The following is a 25931-nucleotide window of genomic DNA, read 5'->3' as shown; positions in this document are numbered from 1 at the left end:
GAGGATAACCTCTCTTTTTTTCATTCATTGCAAAAGTACTACTACGCCTTCACAACCAATCGATTAAACCCCGTATCACGCCGCCACGCTCGATAGCGAGCCAAATAAAGCGCAGGCAATACCAAAGGCCCTAAACACAGCCCTATAGTGGTACAAAGCCACAACGACAAACCATAGCGTACAGCATAAATATACCCGTACCCACCGCACAAAATCGTAATGAGAATCACTGTCAACAAATTGACACCCCAAACAATAAAAAAACGGGCACTGTCACCAATGCCCGTTTAGATATTTTTTTACTTATTATTAAGCGTAAAACTGTTCGTCAGCTTCAGCCATTTTCACCAAGATGTCAGCCGGTGCATACTTATTATCTACCGTCGAAGCAAAGTGATTTAAGCGTGTGACAACATGTTTAAGGCCTAAGCTATCCATATAACGGAATGGGCCGCCTAAGAACGGTGGGAAGCCAATACCAAAGATGGCTCCAATATCACCATCACGAGCATTACGGATCACACCTTCGTCCAAGCAACGTGCCGCTTCGTTTAGCATCATGTATACACAACGCTCGGCAATTTCGCTCTCACTGCGTGAGGCAGAGGGCGTAACGCCCAACAGAGTATAAATAGAGTCATCCACTTCTTTACCCGGTTTTTTACCTGAGTAATCGTAGAAGCCTTTTTTATTCTTCTTACCCTTGCGATCGTCGGCCAACACTTTGTCAAACGCAGCAGGAGCAGTAAATCGCTCACCGAATTGATTCATCAAAATCGGGATGATTTTGGTGCCAACATCAATACCAACTTCATCGAGTAACTTCACAGGACCAACAGGGAACCCAAAGTTAAGCAAGGCTTTATCAATGTGATCAATAGGCTCACCCGCTAGAATTAAGCTTGCAGCTTCATTCATATAAGGTGCTAAAATACGATTAACATAAAAACCAGCGCCATCTTTTACTACCACAGGTGTTTTACCTTGCTTGCGGGCAAACTCTACTGTGGTTGAAATTGTTTGATCTGACGTACCGTCATGCGCAATGACTTCAGCCAATGGCATTTTATCTACCGGCGAGAAGTAATGCAGACCAATAACGTTTTCCGGACGCTCGGCCTTTTCGGCAATTTGCGTAATAGGAATAGACGATGTGTTAGACGCAAAGATGGTGGATGCCTGACAGTTTTGCTCAACATCGGCAACCATTTGCTGCTTCAAACCAACGTCTTCAAATACCGCTTCGATGATCATGTCAGTGTCTTTCATACCAGCATAATCAAGGGTGCCAGTCAGCAAAGCCATTTGCTTTTGCATCTCGCTTTTACGCATAAAACGACGCTTTACCTTTTTGTTTAAAAGGTCGTAGGTATATTTCATCGCATTAGCAATACCTTCTGGGCGAATGTCTTTGATTCGCGCAGGTACGCCCGCCTTGGTCGCGGTAACAAACGCGATACCACCGCCCATCAAGCCGCCACCCAGCACGCCTACTTTGCGTACTTTGACTGGATCAACACCTTCAACGCCGGTCTCTTTCTTCATTTCTGTAGTAGCGAAGAAAATCTGACGAAGCTGCTTTGATTCAGGGGTCATCACTAGCTCACCAAAGGCTTTTGCTTCGGCAGCTAAGCCAGCTTTCATGCCTTTGTTTAAGCCTGTTGCAATCACTTCTAGAATTTTTGCTGGCGCCGGATAATTACCACGGGTTTTCGAGAATGTCTGCTTACTAGCTTGTTTGAACAAGAAGTCACGACCAAAACCGGTTTGCTCAAGTACTTTATTGACGGTGCCTTTTTGTGGCGCTTTACGCACAGGTTTGCTCTTCGCGGCAAATTGCTTAGCCACGTCAAGTAACACTGACTGTGGCACCACTTCGTCAACAATACCGTATTTCTTGGCTTGTTTTGCTCGTGCTGGGCCACCTGTAAGCATCATTTTCATTGCTTGCTGAACACCAATCAAGCGTGGCAAACGCTGAGTACCACCACTACCCGGCAACAAACCAAGTTGCACTTCAGGCAGACCCACTTGGGTCGCTGATGAATCTGTACACACGCGATAGTGACACGCCAAGGCAAGCTCAAGGCCACCGCCAAGTGCAGGACCATGAATGGCAGCCACAAAAGTCGCGCGCATGTTTTCAATACGGTCAAACACGGCTTGGCCACCAGCCGCCAATGCCTGAGCGTCGTCGGCCGTAGTGCACGCATCCAGCATGGTAATATCTGCACCAGCAACAAATGAACTTGGCTTACCACTGGTCAGTACCACGCCTTTAATGCTGGTATCTGCTTCAATGTCATCCAGAATGGCAGAAATTTCATCACCGAAAGACGCTTTCAGCGTATTCATGCTTTCGCCGGGCACATCCATGGTCAAGATGGCAATACCGTTGTCACCTTTTTCAAGTGAAAACGCATTCTGTTGTACGCTTGTGTCTGTCATTATTCTGTCTCCACAATAATTGCTGCACCCAGACCACCAGCCGCACAGGCCGTCAGTAGGCCCGTACCACCACCACGACGGTTCAATTCATTGAGCATCTGCGTGATCATACGCGTACCGGTAGCAGCAAACGGATGGCCGTAAGCAATTGAGCTACCCATTACGTTAAATTTGTCCATATCAATCTCGCCCGTGGCTTTGGTGCGATTGAGTTTTTCTTTAGCAAATTTATCACTGGCAAACATCTTCACGTTCGCCAAGGTTTGCGCTGCAAAGGCTTCGTGCATTTCGATAAGTGTTAGGTCGTTCAACGTCATACCTGCACGATCAAGGGCAATAGGTGACGCGTACGACGGCCCCATTAGCATGTCTTCCCACACGTCAATTGCAGCAAAGGCATAGCTCTTAATGTAACCCAACGGAGTGTAACCTAATTCTTTGGCTCGGCTTTCAGTCATCATCACAATCGCTGACGCACCGTCTGTCAGAGGCGTAGCGTTAGCCGCTGTCACTGAACCGTACTTGCGGTCGAATACCGGGCGAAGCTTGGCATAACCTTCCAATTTTGAATCAAAACGGATGTTGTTGTCTTTGTCTAGCGCGCCTTTATAAGGTTCTGCATAGGCAGTCATCACTTCACCGGCTAGTTTGCCTTCATTCCAGCTTTGGGCTGCTAATGAATGCGAACGATGAGCAAGTTTGTCTTGATCTTCACGAGCAATGCCGTGGGTCTTGGCCATTTGCTCCGCCGTTTGCCCCATCGACAATCCTGTGGAGTACTCAGCAACCGCAGGCGGAACTGGCAAGAGATCTTTCATTTTTAGCTTTTTCAACACTTGCCATTTTTGGCCAAGGGTTTTGGTTTTCTGCAAATCAACCAACGCGCGAGCAAGGTTCTTCGACACGCCAATAGGTGAAACAGAGGTAGAATCTGCACCACCGGCAACGCCCACGGATACATGCCCTGCCATCATGGCTTCCGCGATATTTACCGTAGACTGGAAGCTCGTTGCACACGCACGTGAAACACTGTAGGCATCGGTGTGAATATTCATACCTGTGCCAAGCACAATTTCACGGGCAATGTTCGGCGCTTCTGGCATTTGCACAACTTGACCATAAACAAGTTGGTCAATCCAAGCTGGGTCAACATTGTTTCGTACGAGTAGTTCATTCACTACCATTTTCCCTAGGTCCACTGCGGGTACCCCGTGGAAGTAGGTTGCCATTTTGGCGAAAGGCGTACGTAAACCGGCAACCACGGCAATACGATCGCCGGTGCGGGTAGTAACTGATTGTTGTGAAGCCATATTTATACCTTTGCAAAAAACCATTCTAAGTGGTCTGACCTGTAGTAAGATGCCGATTTTTACAAACTATGAACAAAATAGCAAATATCTCGAAGAAACACCCCTATTTGTCTTTGCTTTGCACAAACCTACCACCAACAGCAAAAATTGCCGGTTACATCGCAAATTAGGCTGGTTTTCGTCCATTCAACATATTGAAAGCTTGAAACTTTATTTGGGAACCTTATATTCAATCCACAGTCTCATATCGGACCATGGATTATCGGCACAAGAAAACGTCGGTAAAATAAGCAATCAATCACAGTGGAATAAGAACGCTTTATGGCAGCTGAGCAGTTTAAACAACTACAGACCTACCTAGACTCACAAATTATTGGGCAGTCTACTCTCACCAAAAACTTATTGATTGCCTTATTGGCAGACGGACACTTGTTAGTTGAAGGCCCTCCTGGGCTAGCTAAGACCCGTGCGATTAACGCATTGGCTAACGGTATTGATGGCGATTTCCATCGGGTGCAGTTTACCCCTGATTTATTACCGGCAGATTTAACCGGTACAGATATTTACCGTCCTGAAACTGGCGAATTCGTATTCCAGCAAGGGCCGTTATTCCACAACCTCGTGTTGGCTGATGAAATTAACCGGGCGCCTGCGAAAGTTCAGTCTGCACTGCTAGAAGCGATGGCTGAACGCCAAATTACTGTTGGCAATAAAACTTATCAATTACCGGGTTTGTTCCTAGTTATGGCAACACAAAACCCGCTAGAACAAGAAGGTACCTATCCGTTACCTGAAGCCCAACTCGACCGCTTTTTGATGCATTTGGATATTGATTACCCCAATGCTGCTACCGAACTCAGTATTTTACGACTGACACGTGATGAAGCGCTGAGCCAACCTAGTGTAAAACCACCGACGTTGTCTCAAGAAGATATTTTTACTGCGCGTAAAGCCGCTCTCGCTTTGCACATGGCTCCTGAACTCGAAGAATACATGGTGCAATTGATCATGGCGACCCGTCGCCCTGCCGATTACGACAAAGAAATGGCCAATTGGATTGAGTTTGGCGCCAGCCCTCGTGCCACGATCTCGCTTGACCGTTGTGCACGTGCACATGCATGGTTAAGTGGGCGTGACTTTGTAGGCCCTGATGATATACAAGCAGTGGCGCACAACGTGCTACGCCACCGTATCATTCTTTCTTATCAAGCAGAAGCTGACGGTATTACCGCGAATCAAGTGCTCGATACCATTTTAAATGTGGTGGCAGTACCTTAAGGCAAACGCGCAAACATGAATGAAAGCAACTGGTTAACAGAGCTTAAATCTGACGGCGTACAATTGGGCATTGCAGAGTTATTGCGGTATCAGCAATACAGTAAGCTGTTAGATTTAACACCAAAACATACGCCCCAAGCGCGCCTTGCAGGTACTTATTTGACCAAGCACAAAGGGCGCGGCATGGAGTTTGACGAAGCTCGTCATTATCAGCCGGGTGACGATATTCGCGCTATTGATTGGCGGGTTACCGCACGCACGGGTAAAACCCATACGAAGGTATATCGGGAGGAGCGCGAGCGCCCCGTATTTGTCTTATGTGATTTAAGCCCGAGTATGCAATTCGGCACGCGCTTGTTATTAAAGTCTGTACAAGCGGCTCATCTCACGGCATTGATCAGTTGGTCTGCCGCCCAACGGGGTGACAAAATTGGAGCCTTGGTGTTTAACCAACACAAACACCGAGAATGCAAACCCCTGAGCCGCAAAAAAACCGTGTTGTCTATTTGCCATGAACTACAAACGCTAAACCAAGATGCACAAACCCACATTGCAACCATCAACCATCAAGCGTTAGAAGATGCCTGTGCGCGTTTGCGTCGAGTTGCCCGCCCCGGCAGTTTGGTTTACGTAATTTCCGATTTCACCCACTTTTCTGAACAAGCAGAACAACACCTCACACATATTAGCCGTCATTGTGAGGTGCGGGCCTATGGTATTTACGATCCCATGGAACAAGCACTTCCCAGAGTATCGCAACTGCAATCAGTGTCGGTAACCGATGGGCAAGAAAAACAATCTTGGTTACTGGGCGACAACGATTTGGCAGCGCAATACGAAGCGCAATATCAAGCCCATTATCAAACCTTACACGAACGACTTGGTCGAAGCCGTGTCGCGTTTTATGCACTGAGCAGCGGCCAGCCCCTGACTGAGCAACTCTTAAGTGCGAGAGGTAAACGCCGATGAACCCACTCGCGCAACTGAAAGATATTCATGCCCCAACAGAAGTCAGTTGGTGGCCTCTTGCTTGGGGATGGTGGGCCTTAGGTGTCATGATTATCGCTGTCATTGTTTTGGCAATGCTAGTTATCAAAAAGCGACGAGCCTTGCTACAAGGCAAAAAAGACGCCGTTGATGCACTAAACCAGTTATCTTTATCAGACCAAGACTACGCCAAAAACGCCAACGCTATTCTCAAGCGTTTTGCAATGCACTACTTTGCTGATGAAAACCCTGCTGGATTGCATGGTAAAGCGTGGATCGAGTGGCTACAAAGTCACAATAAAAAATCCCAACATCAAGCGGCACTGGCCGAGGCACTAACCGCAATAACGCAAGCCCAATACCAAGCGAGCGTTGCGCAGTTACCTGAGACAACAACTCAAACACTGTGCAATTTTATCCGTCAGTGTAAAGTCACCAAACGCAGCGCGTCTCTTGTTCGAGAGGAGACACAACATGTTTGAATTTGCTTGGCTGTGGGCTTTCGCCGCCCTTCCCTTGCCCATTTTGTTTCGCTTGCTTCCTGCGAAGAAACAACAAGACAACACGGCTCTGCGCGTACCTAGATTGATGGCCCAACAGGCGAGCTTTTCTCCCAGAGCGAAAGGCAAGCCTTGGCTGTTGATAATTGCCGCTCTCGTGTGGATTTGCTTGATCACCGCTGCCGCTCGCCCTCAATGGCTGGGCGAGGCTATCAGCATTCCCGATGAGGGCAGAGAAATGATCCTAGCTGTTGACCTTTCTGGCAGTATGAAAATCGAAGATATGCAGGTTAATGGTATACAAGTCAATCGACTACAGATGATTAAATCAGTGCTTGATGACTTTATCGAGCGCCGAGTAGGTGACCGCCTCGGGTTGATTTTATTCGCCGATACCGCATATATACAAGCGCCGCTGACTTACGACCGAGCAACCGTTGCAACGCTGTTGGATGAGGCCGTTATTGGATTAGTTGGAGAACAAACTGCTATTGGTGATGCTGTGGGCTTGGCGGTAAAACGCTTTGAGCAAAAAGGCGAATCTAATCGCGTGCTAATATTACTCACCGACGGCCAAAACACGGCGGGAAATATCAGTACCGACGACGCACTAGAACTGGCCAAAAACAGTAATGTTACCATTTACAGTATTGGTGTTGGAGCAGACGCCATGATGATGCCTAGCTTTTTTGGTATGCGTAAAGTCAACCCGTCTCAAGAACTTGACGAAGGTATGTTAACCAAGCTTGCGGAAGCGACAGGTGGGCAATACTTCCGCGCGCGCGATAAACAAGAATTAGAGTCTATCTACAGCACATTAGATAAGTTAGAGCCTATTGCCGGAGAAAGCCGAAAAATGCGTCCACTCACGGCGCTGTATTTCTACCCGCTAATGGCTGCTTTGCTACTGAGTTTACTGCCTGCTTTGTTTTATTTACTCAGACAGCTGTTCTCCATACTGACAAACCGTTCTGAGCAAGGAGTAAATTGATGATAGTGCCAGAACAGTTTCATTTTATTCGCCCTGAATGGTTCTACGCGCTAATCCCCCTCGCCTTGCTTTGGGTAGCGTTGCGGTTACTCAAACGTCGCCAATCAGGCTGGCAAAGTGTGATTGCCAAACACCTTTACCAACATATGATAACCGGCAAAGCTACCACCAAAGGCGCTCCGCCATTTTGGTTACTGGCCTTAGGTTGGCTGATTGGCGTTACTGCCCTCGCTGGACCAACTTGGGAACAACTGCCACAACCTGTCTTTCAAGTGAAGGCTGGACATGTTGTCGTCATGGACATGTCATTGTCTATGCGCGCAACCGATGTAACACCTGATCGTTTAACACGTGCTAAATACAAAGCGGTAGATTTAGTCAACGCCATTGACGAAGGTGATATGGGGTTGGTGGCCTACGCTGGTGACGCCTTTGTTATCAGCCCGCTTACCGAAGATGCTGCAACCCTTACCACTTTATTACCCAGCCTTAGCCCAGAAATAATGCCTGTGCCTGGCAGCAACCCGCTACGTGGACTAGAAGTAGCTGCGGATCTGCTCACCAACGCAGGTTACCAAGAAGGCACTCTGTATTGGGTGACTGACGGGGTTGAATTGCAGGAAATGAAAGCCATTAGAGACTTTATCGCCAGCATTCCTTTCCAGGTTGACGTATTAGCTGTCGGCACCGAGCAAGGGGCGCCGATCAAGCTTGCGTCTGGCGAGTTAATGAAACAAACCAATGGTGCGATTGTCATCCCTAAATTGCGCACGAGTAATCTTGTAACATTGAGCCGAGCAAGTGGTGGGCAATTTACCGAAATCACTCCGGATGAAACAGATATAAAGCGTCTCACAGACGACAATAAAGGCATGAGTGCCGCTGATAAACAGGAAGATAAAAAAGAAAATACCGGCGACCAATGGAAAGAAGCAGGCCCCTACCTCGTACTCTTATTGTTACCTTTCGCCGCTTATGCATTTAGACGAGGAATTATTGCTTGTGTTGTTATTGGCTTATTTATGACGGCATCCCCTCAACCGGCAATGGCGCAAACCACTTCAACACCCACTCAAGCACCAGGTCCTACGGCGCCTCCAGCGCTTGATAAAATAGCACTGCCGACGGCCGACGAAGCAGCTATAGAAGAAGATGCAGTCAGTTGGTGGCAGGCTCCTTTTTTAAACCGTGATCAACAAGGTCTGAAGAATTACACCGAAGACAAGTACCACAAGGCGCTAAATCAATTCGATGACCCCATGTGGCGTGGCTCGGCTGCTTATAAAGCAGGTGATTACGAAGGTGCACTACAAGCTTTCAATCAAGTTGATTCAGCAGAAGCTTGGTACAACCAAGGTAACGCGCTGGCCCAATTACAACAGTTTGATAAAGCGATTGCCGCTTACGACAAGGTACTGGCAGAAAACCCTGAACACGCCGATGCAAAAGCGAACAAAGCTTTGTTAGAACAGTTGAAGCAACAGCAAGAACAACAAGAGCAAAATCAAGAACAGAACCAAGAGCAACAAGACAAAAACAATCAGCAACAGGATTCTGAACAACAAGACCAAGATCAACAACAAAATCAAGGTCAGCAGCAAGACGGCGAGCAGTCTGATCAACAGCAGTCCGACAGCCAACAACAGAACCAACAACAGCAGGGTGAACAAAAGCCCGAAGACAACAATGACACGCAGCAAGGTCAAGACAAGCAAGACCAGCAGCAACAAGAACAACAGGAAAGTGAGTCACAACAACAAGCAGACGATGAGCAACAGCAGAGTGAATCTGAAGCAGAAGCCGCGCAAGCGGAACAAAGAGAACTGACCCCAGAAGAAAAGGAAGTACAACAGCGACTAGACAACCTCTTGCGCCGTGTACCCGATGATCCTGCTTTCCTACTAAAAAGAAAAATGCAACTTGAGGCACAAAAGCGTCGTCGTGAACGCGTGCCATCTTCGCAACGGAGTGATTGGTAATGATCCGCAGTTTATGTTTAGTTTTCGCCTTACTACTCTCATCAGTAGCTTATGCTGATGTGACCAAGTTAGTGGCCACCGTGGATAAAAACCCCGTCATGCTCGACGAGGCAATAACCCTTACCGTTATCGCCACTGGCGATGCAGATCGCGAAGACTTCGACTCGACGCCTTTGTTGAAGGACTTTGTGGTTGGCAGAACTTCGGTAAGTTCACAAACACAAATCATTAATTTTGATACAACCCGCACTACTAGCTGGACAACTACGTTGTTCCCGCAGAAAACTGGTGAATTTACGATCCCTCCGTTCACTATTGGCGGCAAGCGTACTCAACCGATTACCTTGAAAGTAATTCCAGTGCCAAAAGGTAACCAGCAGGCCACACGTGATTACTATGTCACCACGGAAGTCGATACCAGTAATGTGTATTTGCAGCAGCAAATTCGCTACACCGTTAAGTTGTTTTTAGCCAATCAAATAGAACGCGGTAGCTTGCAGTCACCAGAACTAGAGAATGCCATTATTCAACAGGTCGGTGATGACAAACAGTACTCTGATATTGTTAACGGCAAGCGGTACAACGTGTTTGAACGCACATTTGCGATTATTCCCCAGCAGTCTGGTGACTTCACTATTAAAGGTCCGGTATTCAGCGGAGAAATTGTCGCTTCGAATACCAATCAACGGTTTGGCTTTTTCAATCGCACAGAACCTCTTAGCCGTATTGGGCCTGAGATAAAAATTTCTGTTAAGCCTATTCCAACCGACATTGATTACCCTTGGTTCCCCAGTGAGTTTGTACAACTTAATGAAGAGTGGCCTGACAACGTGAATTTCACCGTTGGAGAACCCGTTACTCGCACTATCACGCTATCTGCCTCTGGTCTGCAAGAAGAACAGTTGCCGGATATTCCCCAGCGTTACCCACCTGATTTTAAGCAATATCCCGATCAATCAAAAACAGCCTCTGCGGCTAAACAGGGCACGTTGTTAGCCCAACGCGTGGTGTCGGTTGCACTGATCCCCACTCGGGCGGGCAATTTTGTGTTGCCGGAAGTCTCTGTACCTTGGTTTAACGTAAAAACAGGTAAAACAGAATACGCGACTATTCCACCTAAAAGTGTGGTGGTAGCGCCGGCCTCCGCAGATCAGCAAAATGCTGCTGCGCTTCCCACTACCACACCTGCAACTGAGCCTGCTGCAAGTCAACCAGAGGTTACGCCAAGCCCAACACAATTTGATATCAATAATCTCCCCACTCCTCCAAGTGATGATCTGCACAGAACCGCCACTTGGATTTTAGCTGGGTTGTGGTTATTAACGCTATGCGGTTGGAGTGCAACTGTTTTTTATTACAGAAAACGTTACCACGGGACGTCACATTCATTAGGCAATGTGTCTTCTTATCCCATATCAGCCAGTGAATCAGCAGCGTTCAAAGCCCTCGAACACGCCATAAAACAAGGCCAAACCGGTGATGTACTCGGTAAACTTCGCATATGGTTACAATCCGGCATTACCGCGACACCGATGAACTTATCTGATTTGGATGCTCACCCAGAAGCACAATCATTAAAACCCCATGTTGACGCTATGCTGGCGAGCCAATATGGTGGTAATGCATCGGGCTGGGACAAACAACAACTTCTCTCTGCGTTAAAATCGATGCGAAAAAATAAAATTAAAAACAACGATAAATCGGCCGCTTTGACGCCGCTATATCCATCTAATTAATAAAATAACAACAAGCACCGAGGGAAAAATGAACAGAAACACACTCAAACTCGCTCCCATTGCATTGGCGATGTTCGGGCTTACTGCCTGCTCGCCAGCACCAGAGGCCCAATCAACACCTGAAACAACACAAACCTTTGCCCCTGCTGGGCAAACGGAGTCGGCAAGACTTAGCGCTTTTTTTGAGCGTACTTTTAATGAAGATTTGAAACGATCTCCCCTATTCCAAAGCTATCTGGGAATAAAATGGGATTACGGAAAATGGGACGAATTGTCTGAAACGCGCATTGATGAATCTCTCGCGATTCAAAAGCACCGTTTGGAGGAAGCTGAGAAATTTGATACCTCTGCCCTTTCAGACCAAGAACAATTGAGTCTGCGTTTGTTTAAGTTGGGTATAGAACGCGACTTAGCTAACGACGCATTTCGACATCACACCTACATAGTGCATCAGTTTCGTGCGGCACACACGTTTGTACCTAGCTTCCTGATCAATATCCATCGCGTAGCCGATAAGTCTGACGCTCAAGCTTATGTGAGTCGTTTAGACGGTGTAATGGCCTACTTTGATCAAGTTATCGCACAGATGAAGTTGCGTGAGGCCACAGGTGTTTTCCCACCCAAATGGTCTTATGATCAAATGATTGATGCCGCACAAAACGTGATCAGCGGCGCTCCCTTCGACCCAACGAGTGACAAGCCATCTACCATTTGGCAAGATTTTCAAAGCAAAGTTGCTGCGTTAAATCTCGATGCGGCAGAATCTCAAACACTGCTCGAAGAAGCCAAAGCTGCATTGCTAACCTCTGTAGCGCCCGCCTACAAAAAGTTAATTGCCGAATTTGTTCATCAGCGAGAATTAACGCCAGAGGGTGACGGCGTTTGGCGTTTACCCGACGGTGATAAATGGTATCAAAACCGCTTGAATTGGTTTACCACCACCGACCTCACAGCGGACCAAGTGCATCAGATTGGCTTGGAAAACGTTGAGCGTATTCACAATCAAATGAAAGCCATCATGACCCAAGTTGAATTTGACGGCAGCTTGCAAGACTTCTTCGAGTTTATGCGCAGTGATGAACAATTCTATTATTCGAGCGATGATGAAGGTCGTGCCGCCTATTTAGCCGAAGCAACCCATGTTATTGATGAAATGCGCAAAGCGTTACCTGAATATTTCGGGTTAACGCCTAAAGCGCCTATTGTGGTGAAACGTGTAGAGGCCTTTAGAGAAAAGTCGGCTGGGAAGGCGTTTTATCAAAATCCATCCCAAGACGGTACTCGCCCGGGCACTTATTACGCAAACCTTTATGACATGACGGCAATGCCCAAATATCAGATTGAAGCACTGGCCTACCACGAGGGTATTCCCGGGCACCACATGCAACGCGCCATTGCCATGGAGTTAAACGGCATCCCGCAATTCCAGAAATACTTAAGCTTTACTGCCTATACCGAAGGTTGGGGGCTATACAGTGAAGAACTCGCCAAAGATATGGGTTTTTACCAAGATCCATACTCAGACTTTGGCCGCCTAGCCATGGAACTATGGCGAGCTTGTCGTTTAGTAGTCGACACAGGTATTCACGCGAAAAAATGGTCGCGAGAAAAGGCGATTCAATACCTTATCGACAACACCCCTAACCCAGCTTACGACGCAGAGAAAGCAATTGAACGCTACATTGCCATGCCCGGCCAAGCAACTGCTTATATGATTGGTAAATTAAAAATCATGGAACTGCGCGACAAGGCACAAGCTGAGTTGGGCGCTAAATTTAGTTATGCTGGGTTCCACGATGAAGTGTTAAAAGATGGTCCGGTACCATTAAATATCTTAGAACAGAAAATTGATAGCTGGATTGCGGCACAGCAATAAGCGCCTTTCATATCTCCTCATTACTGCGCCCCGTTCAAGGGGCGTATTTATTCGTGCATACCCCAGCGTCCAAATGTAGTATGGATTTATTCCTCGCGTAAAAATTTAGCGATCTTTTTTATGTTTTTGCGAAAGCAAAAAGGCCATGAGCGGGTCTTATCCCTCATGAACGATAAACAACAACGATACGAAGCTTTGGTTCGAGCATTACACGCCGATATTTATCGCTATGCGTTTTGGCTCACCAAAGACAAATCTGTCGCCGAAGATATTGTGCAGGAAACCTTCCTTCGCGCCTGGCGCTCCCTCGACAGCTTACAAGACGAGAAAGCGGCAAAATCTTGGCTCATTACCATATTGCGACGTGAAAATGCCCGGCGATTTGAACGCAAGCAATTTGACCTTGTAGACATAGACGACGTGCACGTTGCCGAAGAAGGTATTGGACATGAAGAATCTCTCACACAAAATCAATTGCGACGTGAAATTGGCAAACTCAGTGAGGAATATCGGGAACCCTTGATGCTGCAAATTATTTTTGGTTTCAGTGGTGATGAAATTGCAGCCCAATTAGATTTAAACAAAAACACGGTGATGACGCGGTTATTCAGAGCACGCGCTCAACTTAAAGAAGCGTTAGAGCCAGCAAGTAGTGAAAGAGGTCGTCAAAATGGATGAATTAGAATTTAGGCGTCGTATTTACGCCAATCCAGATGACACGGATGACGCATTAATCGAAGCCGCCAAGCAAGACATGAAACAAGCTTGTTTTTGGAATGACATTAAAACCCTAGATAAACAGATTGAAAAAGCCGTCGATGTGCCAATTCCTGAAGATCTGGCAAACAAGCTTATTTGGCAACAAAGCATGCAAGATTTTGCACGACACAAGCGCAGAAGCCGATGGTATATCGCATTAGCCGCGTCGGTAGCTTTCGTCTGTGGGCTGAGCTTTACCCTGTGGCAAAACCCTGCCAATGTCGATGTGGAAGCGGCGGCATTGGCGCATATGCGCTACGCAGAAATTGAAATGTCGCACTCTGCTGAGCCGGTTAATATGCAACTAGTGAATGCTAAACTCGCTCAATTTGGTGCGACGTTAACGGCCGATATTGGCCACATTCATTCAGCAAATTATTGCCATCTCGATAAGTTGCAGAGTTTACACCTGATTGTTGATACGCCCCAAGGGAAGATGTCGGTGTTTATCTTACCGCAGGACAAAAACACACCAGTACCTGACCGCTTCTCCGATCAGGATTATCACGGCCAAAGCTTTGCCGCAAGAAGAGCGAATGTGATGATTGTAGGCCACAGGGGTGAAGATTTGTCAGATATGACCAACACGATTAAACAAAGGTTACAGTTTTCAACCTAATGTAATGACGTAAAATGAGGCTTTTACACACCAGAGTGTTTAAGCCTCACACTCTTCCTTTACACGCCAATACACCGCAGATCTTGCCTTTCGTCTAGAGCGCCACACCGCGAGGTGTTACACTTTGTCCCATTCGCGCCTAAAAACCGTGAACATACTGCTGATAAAATTTCTTATAACGCAGTATTGAGACCACACCGAGAGAGTGTGGAATATGAAAACGACAAACAAGGAATCGATATGGCCATTGGCACGATTATTTCTTTGGGGCTCTATTTCGCCCTGATGTTGGGGATAGGCTGGTACGCATACAGGGAATCGGAAACCAGCGTTGAAGGCTATATGTTGGGCGGCCGACAATTAAGCCCTTCAGTCACCGCGCTGTCTGCTGGCGCATCTGATATGAGTGGCTGGATGCTCATGGGCTTACCTGGCGCCATGTTTGTATCGGGTATTTCTGCCGCATGGATCGCCGTCGGCCTCACCATTGGTGCATTCTTCAATTATATTTTAGTTGCTCCTCGCTTACGTGTTTACACACACGTCGCCAACAACGCCATTACACTACCTGATTACTTTGAAAACCGCTTTGGTGATAAAAGCCGTTTACTCAGAGTATTAGCTTCAGTCGTGATCGTGATCTTCTTTACCCTGTACACCTCTTCCGGTGTTGTTGCAGGCGGGAAACTGTTTGAGTCCTCTTTCGGCCTTAGCTATGAATTAGGCCTTTATGTTACTGCCGGCGTCGTTGTGGCGTACACCCTTGTGGGTGGCTTTATGGCAGTGAGCATGACCGACTTTGTTCAAGGTTGTATCATGTTCATATCACTGGTGTTGGTACCCGTTGTGGTAGTAATGGAATTAGGCGGGCTGAGCGAAGCCAACGCAGCGGTCTCAGCAATTAACCCTGACTTGTTTAGAGCCTTTGTCGATGCAAATACTGGCACGAGCCTGTCTTTTATCGGTATTGTTTCACTGATGGCTTGGGGTTTAGGTTACTTTGGCCAACCTCATATTATTGTGCGCTTTATGGCAATACGTTCGGTGAAAGACGTACCCACAGCGCGAAATATTGGCATGGGCTGGATGATCATTTCGATCATAGGCGCATTACTCACTGGTTTGTTTGGTCTGGCTTATGTAACCCAACAAGGCAATACAAACATCGATCCCGAAACCATCTTTATTCATCTGTCACAAGTCTTGTTCCACCCGCTTATTGGTGGGTTCCTGCTCGCCGCCATTCTCGCGGCCATTATGAGCACCATTTCCTCACAACTTTTGGTAACGTCAAGCTCCTTAACCAGTGATTTTTACCAAGCGTTTTTACGCAAAGAGGCAACCCAAGGTGAACTCGTCATCGCTGGGCGTTTGTCTGTTGTGTTGGTCGCCGCAGTCTCAATTGCACTGGCTTATGATCGCGACAGCACTATTTTGAGTTTGGTCAGTAATGCATGGGCTGGATTTGGCGCCGCATTTGGTCCATTGGTACTATTTAGCTTATTCAGTCGAGCGATGACAAAACAAGCCGCGCTGGCTGGCATGTTAGTAGGCGCAATAACAGTGTTACTGTGGATATATTTACCTGTAACGATTGATGGGCAATCATTGAGCGCGTACATGTACGAAATTGTACCTGGCTTTGTTTTATCGAGTGTTGCGATAATCGTTGTAACAAAACTCACTCGCCCTTCACCTATCGTCGCCAACGGTTTTGATGTATTCGAAGAGACCTTACACAAAGAACGTTCAGCGTAATAACACTGCAATACTCTGATGGCATGGTCTAAGTAAAGTAGAGGCCATGCCACAGTTCCTATCTTTTTTGAATAAAAGCGCTATTTCAAATAGCCAATCGGCATAGCACATTTCGAGCTAAATATGTTAGGGTTCTATATATAGAACAGATTCGCATATAACCTTAACTATCGGACTCGAAAAATGACTGCAAGTATTCCGTCAATTACCCATTTGAAACAACTCGAAGCCGAGAGTATCCATATCTTCCGTGAAGTTGCCGCTGAGTTTGAAAACCCGGTGATGCTGTATTCTGTAGGTAAGGATTCCTCGGTACTGCTCCATTTAGCCCGCAAAGCGTTTGCGCCAGGCAAAATTCCCTTCCCGCTTCTTCACGTAGACACCACGTGGAAGTTCCAAGAAATGATCCAATTTCGTGATGAACAAGCCAAGAAACACGGTTTCGATTTACTTGTACACATCAATCAGGAAGGCGTGGATCAAGGTATCGGCCCATTCAGTCACGGCAGTGCAAAACACACTGATGTGATGAAAACCGCTTCATTGAAGCAAGCTTTAAACAAGTACAAATTTGATGCTGCTTTCGGTGGCGCACGTCGTGACGAAGAAAAGTCACGTGCAAAAGAACGTGTATACTCATTCCGCGATAGCAACCACCGCTGGGATCCAAAGAACCAACGTCCAGAATTGTGGAACATTTACAACTCACAAGTAGACAAAGGCGAGAGCATCCGTGTATTCCCAATGTCAAACTGGACTGAGCTTGATATTTGGCAATACATCTACATGGAAAACATCGACATTCCTCAATTGTACCTTGCCAAGCCTCGCCCTGTTGTAGAGCGTGATGGCGTATTGATCATGGTTGATGATGACCGCATGCCATTGGAAGAAGGCGAAGTACCAGAAATGCGTTCAGTGCGTTTCCGTACACTGGGTTGCTACCCGCTTACGGGAGCGGTTGAATCTACCGCAGATACGCTTCCCGACGTCATCCAAGAAATGTTGCTCACCAAAACTTCAGAGCGCCAAGGCCGTGTTATCGACCACGATAGCGCTGGTTCTATGGAGAAGAAGAAAATGGAAGGATATTTCTAATGGATGAGAATGTTGTCTGGCATAAGTACGAGGTCAACAAAGCCTCTCGTGCTGAAAGCCTTGGACAAAAATCAAAAGTAATTTGGTTAACAGGCCTTAGCGGTTCTGGTAAGTCAACACTGGCTAATTTGCTTGAGAAAAAGTTTTTCGAGCAAGGTAAGCACACCTATTTGCTCGACGGTGACAACGTACGTCATGGTTTGTGTGGCGACTTGGGCTTTAGCGATAAAGACCGCGTTGAAAACATCCGTCGTATCAGTGAAGTGGCTAGGTTGTTTGTCGACTCAGGCATGATTGTACTGACTGCGTTTATCTCACCATTCCAAGTCGACCGTAATTATTGTCGTAATTTATTGGAAGGTGGCGAGTTTGTTGAAGTGTTTGTGGATACACCACTCGAAATTTGTGAGCAACGCGATCCCAAAGGACTGTACAAAAAAGCTCGCAGCGGCGAAATAAAGCATTTCACCGGTATCGACTCGGCCTACGAAGCACCTAGTGCGCCAGAAATTCACCTGCAGTATCAGGAAGAAAGCGCCGAACAAACTGCTGAACGTTTGTTCAATCTACTTGCAGAGAAAGGATTAGTGTAATGGCATTCGATAATGCGTTAGCACAACAAGTACTAAACATTACCAAACTCGCTGGTAATGAAATTATGGCGATCTATGAAAAAGATTTTGCCATCTATGAAAAACAAGACACTAGCCCGCTGACAGAAGCCGACCTCGCAGCTCACAATTGTATTGTGGCTGAGCTAGAAAAAATCTCTTCACTGCCCATTTTGTCTGAAGAGTCAGCCAATATCCCTTGGTCAGAGCGTCAGCAGTGGGACAAGTATTGGTTAGTTGATCCACTCGATGGCACGAAAGAATTCATCAAGAAAAATGGTGAATTTACCGTCAATATTGCGTTGATCGACGGTGGCCGTCCAGTGATGGGGGTAGTGTATGCCCCAGCGTTAGACAAAGCCTATATTGGTGTTGAAGGCGAAGGTGCATGGGCTGAAACTGAATCAGGCTTTACGCCTATTTCAGCCAAAGTCCACGAATCGGGCGAGTGCTGGAAAGTGGTAGGTAGCCGCTCGCACCAAAGCCCTGAAATTAAGAATTTGTTGGCACAACTCGACGGCGACGCTGAGTTAGTTGCAATGGGCAGTTCATTAAAGCTGTGTTTGGTAGCAGAAGGTGAAGCTCACCTTTATCCGCGCCTTGGCCCCACGTCTGAGTGGGATACCGGTGCAGCCCATGCTGTCGCGATTGCTGCTGGTGCGAAAGTCACCGTACTTGATGCAGAAAATCCATTGGCTGATGACGCCCCTGAACTGACTTATAACCAAAAAGAGTCTGTGTTAAACCCCTATTTCCTAGTGAGCGCTTAATTATGAACAGCGAAAACAGTTTATTACGCCAAGACATTCTGTCTTACCTAGAACAACACGAACAAAAAGACCTCCTGCGTTTTCTGACTTGCGGAAGCGTAGATGACGGTAAAAGCACCCTGATTGGTCGTTTGCTTCACGACTCAAAAATGATTTTTGAAGACCAGTTGGCAGCCATTACTAAAGACAGTAAGAAAGTAGGAACGACCGGTGATAAGGTTGACCTTGCTTTGCTAGTAGACGGCCTTCAGTCTGAGCGCGAACAAGGCATTACTATCGACGTAGCCTATCGTTATTTCTCTACTGACAAGCGTAAGTTCATCATTGCCGACACTCCAGGGCACGAACAGTACACCCGTAACATGGTTACCGGTGCCTCTACCTGTGACCTAGCAATTGTGATGATTGACGCGCGTGCAGGAGTGAAAACGCAAACTAAACGTCATTCATTCCTGGCTTCGTTGCTTGGTATCAAACACGTTATTGTGGCCATCAACAAAATGGACTTGATGGATTTCAGTGAAACCGTGTTCAATGAAATCAAAGAAGATTACCTAAAATTCGCTGAAAACTTGGATATTCCTGATATTCAATTCGTACCGCTTTCAGCACTTGAAGGTGACAACGTGGTGAACAAAAGTGACAAGTCACCTTGGTACACTGGCGAACCACTGATGAACATTCTGGAAAACATCCAAATTGGCGATGATGACAATCACGATGATTTCCGCTTCCCTGTTCAATATGTGAACCGCCCTAACCTCGATTTCCGTGGTTTTGCAGGTACTGTTGTATCTGGTCAGGTCGCGCCGGGCGATGAAATTGTTGCATTGCCATCGGGTAAAACATCAAAAGTAAAATCTATTGTGACTTTTGAAGGCGATCAAGAACGTGCGTTTGTGCCTCAAGCGGTAACGTTAACCCTTGAAGACGAAATTGATATTTCTCGTGGTGACATGATTGTTAAAGCTGACAACAAGCCATTGTTGTCAACTCAGTTTAAATCGCACATGGTTTGGATGTCTGAAGAGCCACTCATGCCGCATAAGCAATACAGCTTTAAATTTGCGACCAAAATGACGCCGGGTTCTGTTGCTGAAATCGAGTATCAAATTGACGTAAACACCATGGAGCAGAAAGGTGCCGCGCATCTGAACCTCAATGAAATTGGTGTAGTTGATCTAAAATTCACCCAGCCTGTTGCATGTGATGCATACACCAAAAACCGTGCTACAGGTGCGTTTATCGTGATCGACCGTCTAACCAATGGCACCGTTGGCGCGGGCATGATTATCGATGAGCTAGAAGCAGACAAACAACATAGTTCGCCTGAGTTCTCTGAATTCGAACTAGAGTTTAATGCTTTGGTTCGCAAGCACTTCCCACATTGGAATGCGCTCGATATTAGTAAGATCTAGTAGCAGGACGGGACAAAATGGAATTAAGCCAGTTATGGGTGCTAACGCTGTTTTTTGGCACCATACTGGCGCTGATTTTTTCTAATCAGCGCCCGTCGACCATTTTTTCAGCTGCTGTGTTAGGTTTACTTGCCTCACAGCAGTTGTCATTTGATGACGTACTCAACAACCTGACCAACAAAGGGTTAATTACTCTTGTCATTCTGTTGCTGGTCAGTACCGCGATTGACAAAACCGCACTCATTAAACGCTTAGGCCGTACGCTCGTCAATGCGAGTTTCACACAATCTTATTGGCGTTTATTTGGACTGACATTCTTTTCGTCAGCCCTTCTCAATAATACCGCCGTTGTTGCCAGCCTTATCGGCCCAATTAAAGAAAATCAACATCATGCAGCATCACGGCTACTTATACCGCTGTCTTATTCTGCGATTCTCGGCGGTACAGTAACCTTAATCGGTACTTCAACCAACTTAATTGTAGACAGTTTCCTGATCGAGCATGGGAATCAGGGGTTTAACTTTTGGGACTTTACACTCTTCGGCATGGTGGCTGGTTTAAGCTGCGGCTTGTTAATGTTTATTCTAACGCCTTGGTTACCTGAAATAGAAAACCGCAAAGTCAACTTTCGAGCCTACTTAGTCGAAGCCAAAGTACAACCCGATTCAGAACTGGTAGGCAAAACAGTAGAACAAAACCATTTGCGTAACTTGCCTGAACTGTTTTTAGTAGAAATTGTTCGCAAAGGGCAGCTTATCACGCCCGTCACGCCCGAGTTGCTCATTGAACCCAATGACAAACTGATATTTTCAGGCAATATTCAGAGAATGGAAAACATCAGCCATATCAAAGGCCTGACTACATTTGCCGAAACCGACGGTATCATGCGGGAAAACCTCACTGAAGTATTGGTGTCGAACCGGGCGCATGTTATTGGTCAAACCATCAAGTCTTTGGGTTTTCGTGCATTGTTCGATGCAGCCGTAGTAGCCATACGCCGCGATGGTGAAGCTCTATCAGGCAAGCTAGGTGAAATCAAACTTCAGGCTGGCGACTTTTTGTTACTGGCCGTAGGGCCAGACTTCCACTCACGACAAAATATTAGAAAAAACTTCTTTATTCTGTCTGAACAAAAAATTGCACGACCTCTGAGCAGCAAACAAGAGCTCATCACCCTCGGCGGCTTTCTTATCACTGTGGCGCTGGCTGCCACAGAATGGGTATCACTGGGCATTGGGCTACTTTTCTTTGCGGCGCTGTTAATCGCAACTAAAGTAACCAATAACGGGGAACTCAAACGCAACTTACCACTCAACCTAATCGTTGTGATTGTCGGGGCGTTAAGTCTTGCTACCGCATTGGAAAGTTCGGGAGTTATTCAGCTTACTACCGATGCCCTACTTCCATATTTGGCCGACGTTGAGCCATTTTATGCGCTCGTTGCAGTATACGTGGTCACCTTGTTACTGACTGAGTTTGTCACTAACAATGCTGCTGCCGCACTTATGTTTCCCTTTGCTTACGGCCTAGTACAAATTACCGGCGCCCCGCTTATGCCTTTTGCGCTAGCCGTCGCGTTTGCAGCCAGTGCAAGTTTTATTTCGCCGTTCGGATATCAAACCAACTTACTTGTATTTAACGCGGCCAACTACAAATTTACTGACTTTGTGCGATTTGGTTTACCCATTTCTATCACATACTCAACTATTGTGTTGGTTCTGTTACGCCAAGTTTATCTTTAAGGCGTCGCTCGCACCGCCACGCGAGCACGCCCTCTGCCACCTATTTCCAACCAGCCATCAGCTTTACGTATAGCCGAGACCAGCATTCTATGTTGTCGGTTAAAGGCTGGTGCAAGGTTGGTGCAAGCTTTGTTTGTTAAAACAACAATGCGGTGAAAAGGCAAACAGCTATTCGCCCTTTCCCACATAACATAAAATACAAACAATAGGTTGAAGGATTAGAGACGTGCACAAACAACTTTTTCCACTTTCGGCACTAACGATAGCGCTTTGCTCTGCAATGCCGTCGTTCGCTGCGACTAGTTTGCAAGAGGTAGAAGTCTCTGCAACAGAAAATACGACCGTTGAAACGGCACCCGCAGAAACGGAAGAAAAAACGCATAGCAGTAAAGGCGTTGAACGCATTGAAGTAACGGGTTCACGTTTGCAACACGGAAACATCACAGCAAAACAACTCGTCATAGACCAAGAAGAAATTAAAGCACGAGGGGTTACCAGTGTTGAGGAATTGATCCGTACATTGCCACAAAACTTGGCTACCATAGGTTCGATTACCAACGAACGTGGTAAAAGCCCACTAGGTGAAGATGAGCGTGGGCGTCAAGCCGCTGTTTCTAGTATGGGAAGTTTAGGGGTGTCTGCCGCTAACTTCGGTGGCGTTGGTGCAGGACAAACCCTAGTACTGATAAATGGGCGTCGTATTGCCGGTGCTGCGGGTATTGAAGATGGTTTTGTTAACCTCAACGGTATTCCACTGAGTGCGATTGAGCGCGTGGAAATATCAATGGACGGCGCGTCTGCAATCTATGGTGCTGATGCCATGGGTGGCGTTATCAACTTTATTCTTAAACGCAATTTTTCTGGCAGCACCTTGTCGTTGCAACACGAATACTCGGCGAATGATGCAGACAACACTCGTATTAGCTTATACACAGGATTAACCTGGGATTCGGGTAATGCTTCGATCACTTTAGAACACAGCATTCGCAATCCAGTTAATAACTGGAAGTCAGGTTTTACCACGCTCGACTACTCAGATTATTTTGGCAGTGATGCCTATGATCACCGCAGTCTTACGTACGGCGCTCAACCGGGTATGATCACTTGGTACGACTATGATCCTGAAACCTATCTTTCATATCAAACAGGTATTACGTTACCGTCAGATTTTACCGGTCGCCCAAGTATGGATGACTTTGTTCCAATTGATACGTCAAACAAAGTAGACTATGTACCAGAGCTAGCTGGCCCAGATACTAAATCCACCAGCGTTACACTACATATTGAGCAAGATATCATTGGTGGCTTAAGCTTTTTTGCTGACGGCTTGTACACTCGTTCGACCAACTCAAGAGAAGTCGATTATTACTCAACCATGAGTTTAGAGTTAGCGCCGGGACAATACTACAACCCCTTCCCTGCCAATTATTTCTACAACCAGAATTACCGTATTGGTACATCCGTAACTTACGTACCATTAGCTGAAATAAACCAAGGTATTTTGCCTTCGGGGAAAGTGAAGAATACTCGCAGCACCTGGAACTTCAGTACAGGATTAAGTTATGAGTTTAACAACAATACCAAACTCGATTTTGTATACAGTACCTCAGGTGACAGCAGCCACGGCGACCAAATGAATTTAGGTAACTTGGTGTCTTTCATTGCTGATGATACGGCTGAGAATGGTGTGCAATGTTACAACTACGGCTTTAACACCGGCGTTTATGATGACGATTTGGAATATTTCCAAGCCGCATTTGATCGTCAATGTGAAGTACTCACTAGCACCGACCCAGATCAAGCCTTCAACCCTTGGAGTAGCGAAGGTGCGGGCGAGCTAATTAAAGAGTTTTACATCCGAAGCCAAACTGACAACCGCTCCACGCGTATGGACAATTATGAGTTGCGGTTAAACGGCGCAGCTTGGACGCTTCCCGCAGGCACAATTTATTATGCTGTGGGTGCTGAAGCACATGAAGACGGCGTGAGCAGTAAAGAAGTAAGAAACTTCACGGGCACACAAGTTAGCCGTGACCGCTACGCATTTTTCGGTGAAATGACCATCCCTGTATTGGGCAAAGACTTCTCTTTCACAGGTGCTAAATCGCTAACTTTGAGTTTGGCAGCCCGTCGAGATATCTACAAAACAGAAGGGGCTGTGGGCACGGTTGACAATATCCCTTATGACCAAGGCGGCGAACTTATCTTTGACGAAAACACCTTCGCCAAAACAACGCCAAGTTTTGGTGTCTATTGGGAGCCTGTGGACAATGTAGGCCTTCGCGCCAAGTGGAGCCGAGGATTCCAAGCGCCCGTTTTTACCGCGCTATTTAGCACGTTGGGTACGCAAGTTTATACAACGTCGATTTACGACGACCCCTACTATGACTGCTCTGAACATGGCGACTGTACGTATGACTACGGGACATATAAAGCCTACGCAGCAGACAGCGTCAATGCGCCAAACCCAGATTTGAAGCCACAAACGTCTATTCAACGTTCACTAAGTTTGTCGTGGTTCCCTACGGGTATGCTACGCGGCTTGAATGTTGATGTTAGCTATAACCGTCTTGATCGCTGGAATGAATACGGCAACCTTGACGATTTAGTTGCACTTACATCAACGGCAGAACGTCTTGCTCTAGAGAAATTCTACCCACGTGATGAAAACGGCAAAATTACTGCGCAGCGCAACATGCAGTTCAACCTTGCCGGCTCAAAATTTGAGTCAATTAGCTACGATGTACGTTATTTGATCAATACCTCTGTGGGTAGCTTTGAACCTCGTATTCAATATCTTGATAACCTGAAACAATCGCAACAAGCATTCGCAGATAGCGAATTAGTGTCGCGCGTAGGTTATATTCAGGGCGTAGATGATTACAAAATTACCGGTTCAATGCGTTGGGGATATCAAGATGTCACCGCCACACTGTGGGCGTATTACTTCCCTGATTACATCAACGACTATGAAACCTATAACGCGGGTGGTAATAAGTTAGGCACCGAGTACGAGCGTCGAGTTGGCTCTTATCTGTCTTTTGACTTAACTGCGACTTATCAGATGACAGACGATTTCCGCGTTAACTTTGCGGGCCGAAACATCCTAGATAATGACCCTGTATTTACCGTTGTTGGCGACCGTCCTTACGACACTGCTCGCTACAATGCGGCAGGTCGCACCTTCTCTTTAGAACTGCAATACGAGTTCTAACTAGCGATGTTTCCCTGAACATCGACTCAAGCCCCGACGCCTTTGGCTCGGGGCTTTTTTGTCAGCTAGCCGCAAGCTTTGTTTGATAAAACAGTATCTCTATTGTTGGAGGTAATATGCGACTGTTATTAATAGAAGATGATGTGGATATAGCGGAGACGCTGGTAGCCTATTTAGAGCGTTATGAATACGTGGTAGATGTTGCGCCAAGCCTCGCAATTGCGAAAGTGGCGATTGTAGAAAATCAATTCGATTTGGTGTTGGTAGACAGAATGCTACCCGACGGAGAAGGTATGGAAATCATCAATTTTGCAACCCTCCAACAACGCCCACAACGCTTTATCGTGTTAACCGCTTTGGGAGAGAGCGACGACCGAGTGTCGGGCCTCGAAGCCGGTGCTCATGACTATATTGCCAAACCCTTTGAACCCAGAGAATTATTGGCCCGTATTCGCAATACGCTGAAATACCCACTCGAAATGGCAGAACAAACCAAGCAATTTGGCCCCCTGACTTACGATATGATAAACCGTACCTTCGCTATCGATGGCGAGCCACTACTATTGCGCAGAACAGAAGCTTTAGTCTTGGAAGCTCTGATGGCCCGCCCCGGCACGTTAGTTACACGAGAAAGTTTAGAGTCTCGCGTATATGGCTACGACAAGTTTGTGACATCTAATTCACTGGAATCTCAAATCTCTCGACTGCGCAAAAACCTCGCTGAAAAAACGCACGCGATTGGCATTCAAACTATTCGAGGGATGGGGTACAGCCTAACCAAATAAAATAGCGGCAAGGTGCCAATAACTAGCGCCTTGACTACAAGCTTCCACTGTA

The 25931-nt window shown here is 46.6% G+C and carries 19 protein-coding genes; 17 read left to right on the top strand and 2 right to left on the bottom strand.

The genetic code is table 11. From position 1 onward, the window contains the following. Positions 1 to 309 precede the first annotated feature (309 nt). On the bottom strand, positions 310 to 2448 hold the full coding sequence (fadJ, locus tag ACXAH6_RS15695) for a fatty acid oxidation complex subunit alpha FadJ (RefSeq protein WP_474878326.1): 2139 nt from the start codon (positions 2446 to 2448) through the stop codon (positions 310 to 312). Beyond that, positions 2448 to 3758 carry an acetyl-CoA C-acyltransferase FadI gene (fadI, locus tag ACXAH6_RS15690; protein WP_474878324.1) on the bottom strand — a complete coding sequence of 437 codons (1311 nt, stop codon included), beginning with the start codon at positions 3756 to 3758 and terminating at the stop codon, positions 2448 to 2450. The genes fadJ and fadI overlap by 1 nt, the downstream gene beginning before the upstream one ends. A gap of 321 nt (positions 3759 to 4079) precedes the next feature. Between fadI and ACXAH6_RS15685 the strand changes: the two genes are divergently transcribed. The 17 genes from ACXAH6_RS15685 to ACXAH6_RS15605 all read left to right on the top strand — a co-directional run bounded on the left by ACXAH6_RS15685 (position 4080) and on the right by ACXAH6_RS15605 (position 25879). Beyond that, on the top strand, positions 4080 to 5036 hold the full coding sequence (locus ACXAH6_RS15685; protein ID WP_474878322.1) for an AAA family ATPase: 957 nt from the start codon (positions 4080 to 4082) through the stop codon (positions 5034 to 5036). Between the two features lie 15 nt (positions 5037 to 5051). Beyond that, positions 5052 to 6005: a DUF58 domain-containing protein gene (locus tag ACXAH6_RS15680; RefSeq protein WP_474878320.1), complete on the top strand. Its 954-nt coding sequence runs from the start codon at positions 5052 to 5054 to the stop codon at positions 6003 to 6005. Further along, a complete protein-coding gene (locus ACXAH6_RS15675; RefSeq protein WP_474878318.1) occupies positions 6002 to 6505 on the top strand; it encodes a DUF4381 domain-containing protein in 504 nt (167 codons plus the stop codon). The genes ACXAH6_RS15680 and ACXAH6_RS15675 overlap by 4 nt, the downstream gene beginning before the upstream one ends. Then, positions 6498 to 7514 (top strand): vWA domain-containing protein, encoded by a 1017-nt coding sequence (locus ACXAH6_RS15670; protein ID WP_474878316.1) that lies wholly within the window; start codon positions 6498 to 6500, stop codon positions 7512 to 7514. Before ACXAH6_RS15675 ends, ACXAH6_RS15670 begins: the two co-directional genes overlap by 8 nt. After that, the gene (locus tag ACXAH6_RS15665) at positions 7514 to 9493 is read left to right on the top strand and encodes a vWA domain-containing protein (protein WP_474878315.1); all 1980 of its coding nucleotides are present in this window, start codon (positions 7514 to 7516) and stop codon (positions 9491 to 9493) included. The genes ACXAH6_RS15670 and ACXAH6_RS15665 overlap by 1 nt, the downstream gene beginning before the upstream one ends. Beyond that, entirely contained in the window at positions 9493 to 11229 is a 1737-nt protein-coding gene (locus ACXAH6_RS15660; protein ID WP_474878314.1) for a BatD family protein, read from the top strand. The genes ACXAH6_RS15665 and ACXAH6_RS15660 overlap by 1 nt, the downstream gene beginning before the upstream one ends. A 28-nt stretch (positions 11230 to 11257) precedes the next feature. Further along, a complete protein-coding gene (locus ACXAH6_RS15655) occupies positions 11258 to 13105 on the top strand; it encodes a DUF885 domain-containing protein (protein WP_474878312.1) in 1848 nt (615 codons plus the stop codon). A gap of 120 nt (positions 13106 to 13225) precedes the next feature. After that, a complete protein-coding gene (locus ACXAH6_RS15650; RefSeq protein WP_474878311.1) occupies positions 13226 to 13783 on the top strand; it encodes a sigma-70 family RNA polymerase sigma factor in 558 nt (185 codons plus the stop codon). Then, the gene (locus tag ACXAH6_RS15645) at positions 13776 to 14483 is read left to right on the top strand and encodes a DUF3379 family protein (RefSeq protein WP_474878309.1); all 708 of its coding nucleotides are present in this window, start codon (positions 13776 to 13778) and stop codon (positions 14481 to 14483) included. Before ACXAH6_RS15650 ends, ACXAH6_RS15645 begins: the two co-directional genes overlap by 8 nt. 240 nt (positions 14484 to 14723) lie before the next feature. Further along, on the top strand, positions 14724 to 16241 hold the full coding sequence (putP, locus tag ACXAH6_RS15640; RefSeq protein WP_474878308.1) for a sodium/proline symporter PutP: 1518 nt from the start codon (positions 14724 to 14726) through the stop codon (positions 16239 to 16241). 183 nt (positions 16242 to 16424) lie between these two features. Continuing rightward, the gene (cysD, locus tag ACXAH6_RS15635) at positions 16425 to 17339 is read left to right on the top strand and encodes a sulfate adenylyltransferase subunit CysD (protein ID WP_474878306.1); all 915 of its coding nucleotides are present in this window, start codon (positions 16425 to 16427) and stop codon (positions 17337 to 17339) included. Next, complete coding sequence (gene cysC, locus ACXAH6_RS15630; protein ID WP_474878305.1) at positions 17339 to 17932, top strand: adenylyl-sulfate kinase; 594 nt, start codon at positions 17339 to 17341, stop codon at positions 17930 to 17932. Before cysD ends, cysC begins: the two co-directional genes overlap by 1 nt. Beyond that, positions 17932 to 18720 (top strand): 3'(2'),5'-bisphosphate nucleotidase CysQ, encoded by a 789-nt coding sequence (gene cysQ / locus ACXAH6_RS15625; RefSeq protein ID WP_474878303.1) that lies wholly within the window; start codon positions 17932 to 17934, stop codon positions 18718 to 18720. The genes cysC and cysQ overlap by 1 nt, the downstream gene beginning before the upstream one ends. Before the next feature lie 2 nt (positions 18721 to 18722). Next, positions 18723 to 20138 (top strand): sulfate adenylyltransferase subunit CysN, encoded by a 1416-nt coding sequence (gene cysN, locus ACXAH6_RS15620; protein ID WP_474878302.1) that lies wholly within the window; start codon positions 18723 to 18725, stop codon positions 20136 to 20138. Positions 20139 to 20155: 17 nt separating this feature from the next. Then, positions 20156 to 21880, top strand: coding sequence for an SLC13 family permease (locus ACXAH6_RS15615; protein ID WP_474878300.1), 1725 nt, complete (start codon positions 20156 to 20158; stop codon positions 21878 to 21880). 226 nt (positions 21881 to 22106) lie between these two features. Continuing rightward, entirely contained in the window at positions 22107 to 25094 is a 2988-nt protein-coding gene (locus ACXAH6_RS15610; protein WP_474878298.1) for a TonB-dependent receptor domain-containing protein, read from the top strand. 116 nt (positions 25095 to 25210) lie between these two features. Beyond that, positions 25211 to 25879 carry a response regulator transcription factor gene (locus ACXAH6_RS15605; protein ID WP_474878296.1) on the top strand — a complete coding sequence of 223 codons (669 nt, stop codon included), beginning with the start codon at positions 25211 to 25213 and terminating at the stop codon, positions 25877 to 25879. Positions 25880 to 25931: the final 52 nt, after the last annotated feature.

This window comes from Alteromonas sp. ABE4_545 (genome assembly GCF_056161325.1).
The sequence above is the reverse complement of the archived record's forward strand: the minus strand, read 5'-3'. Positions and strand labels throughout refer to the sequence as shown.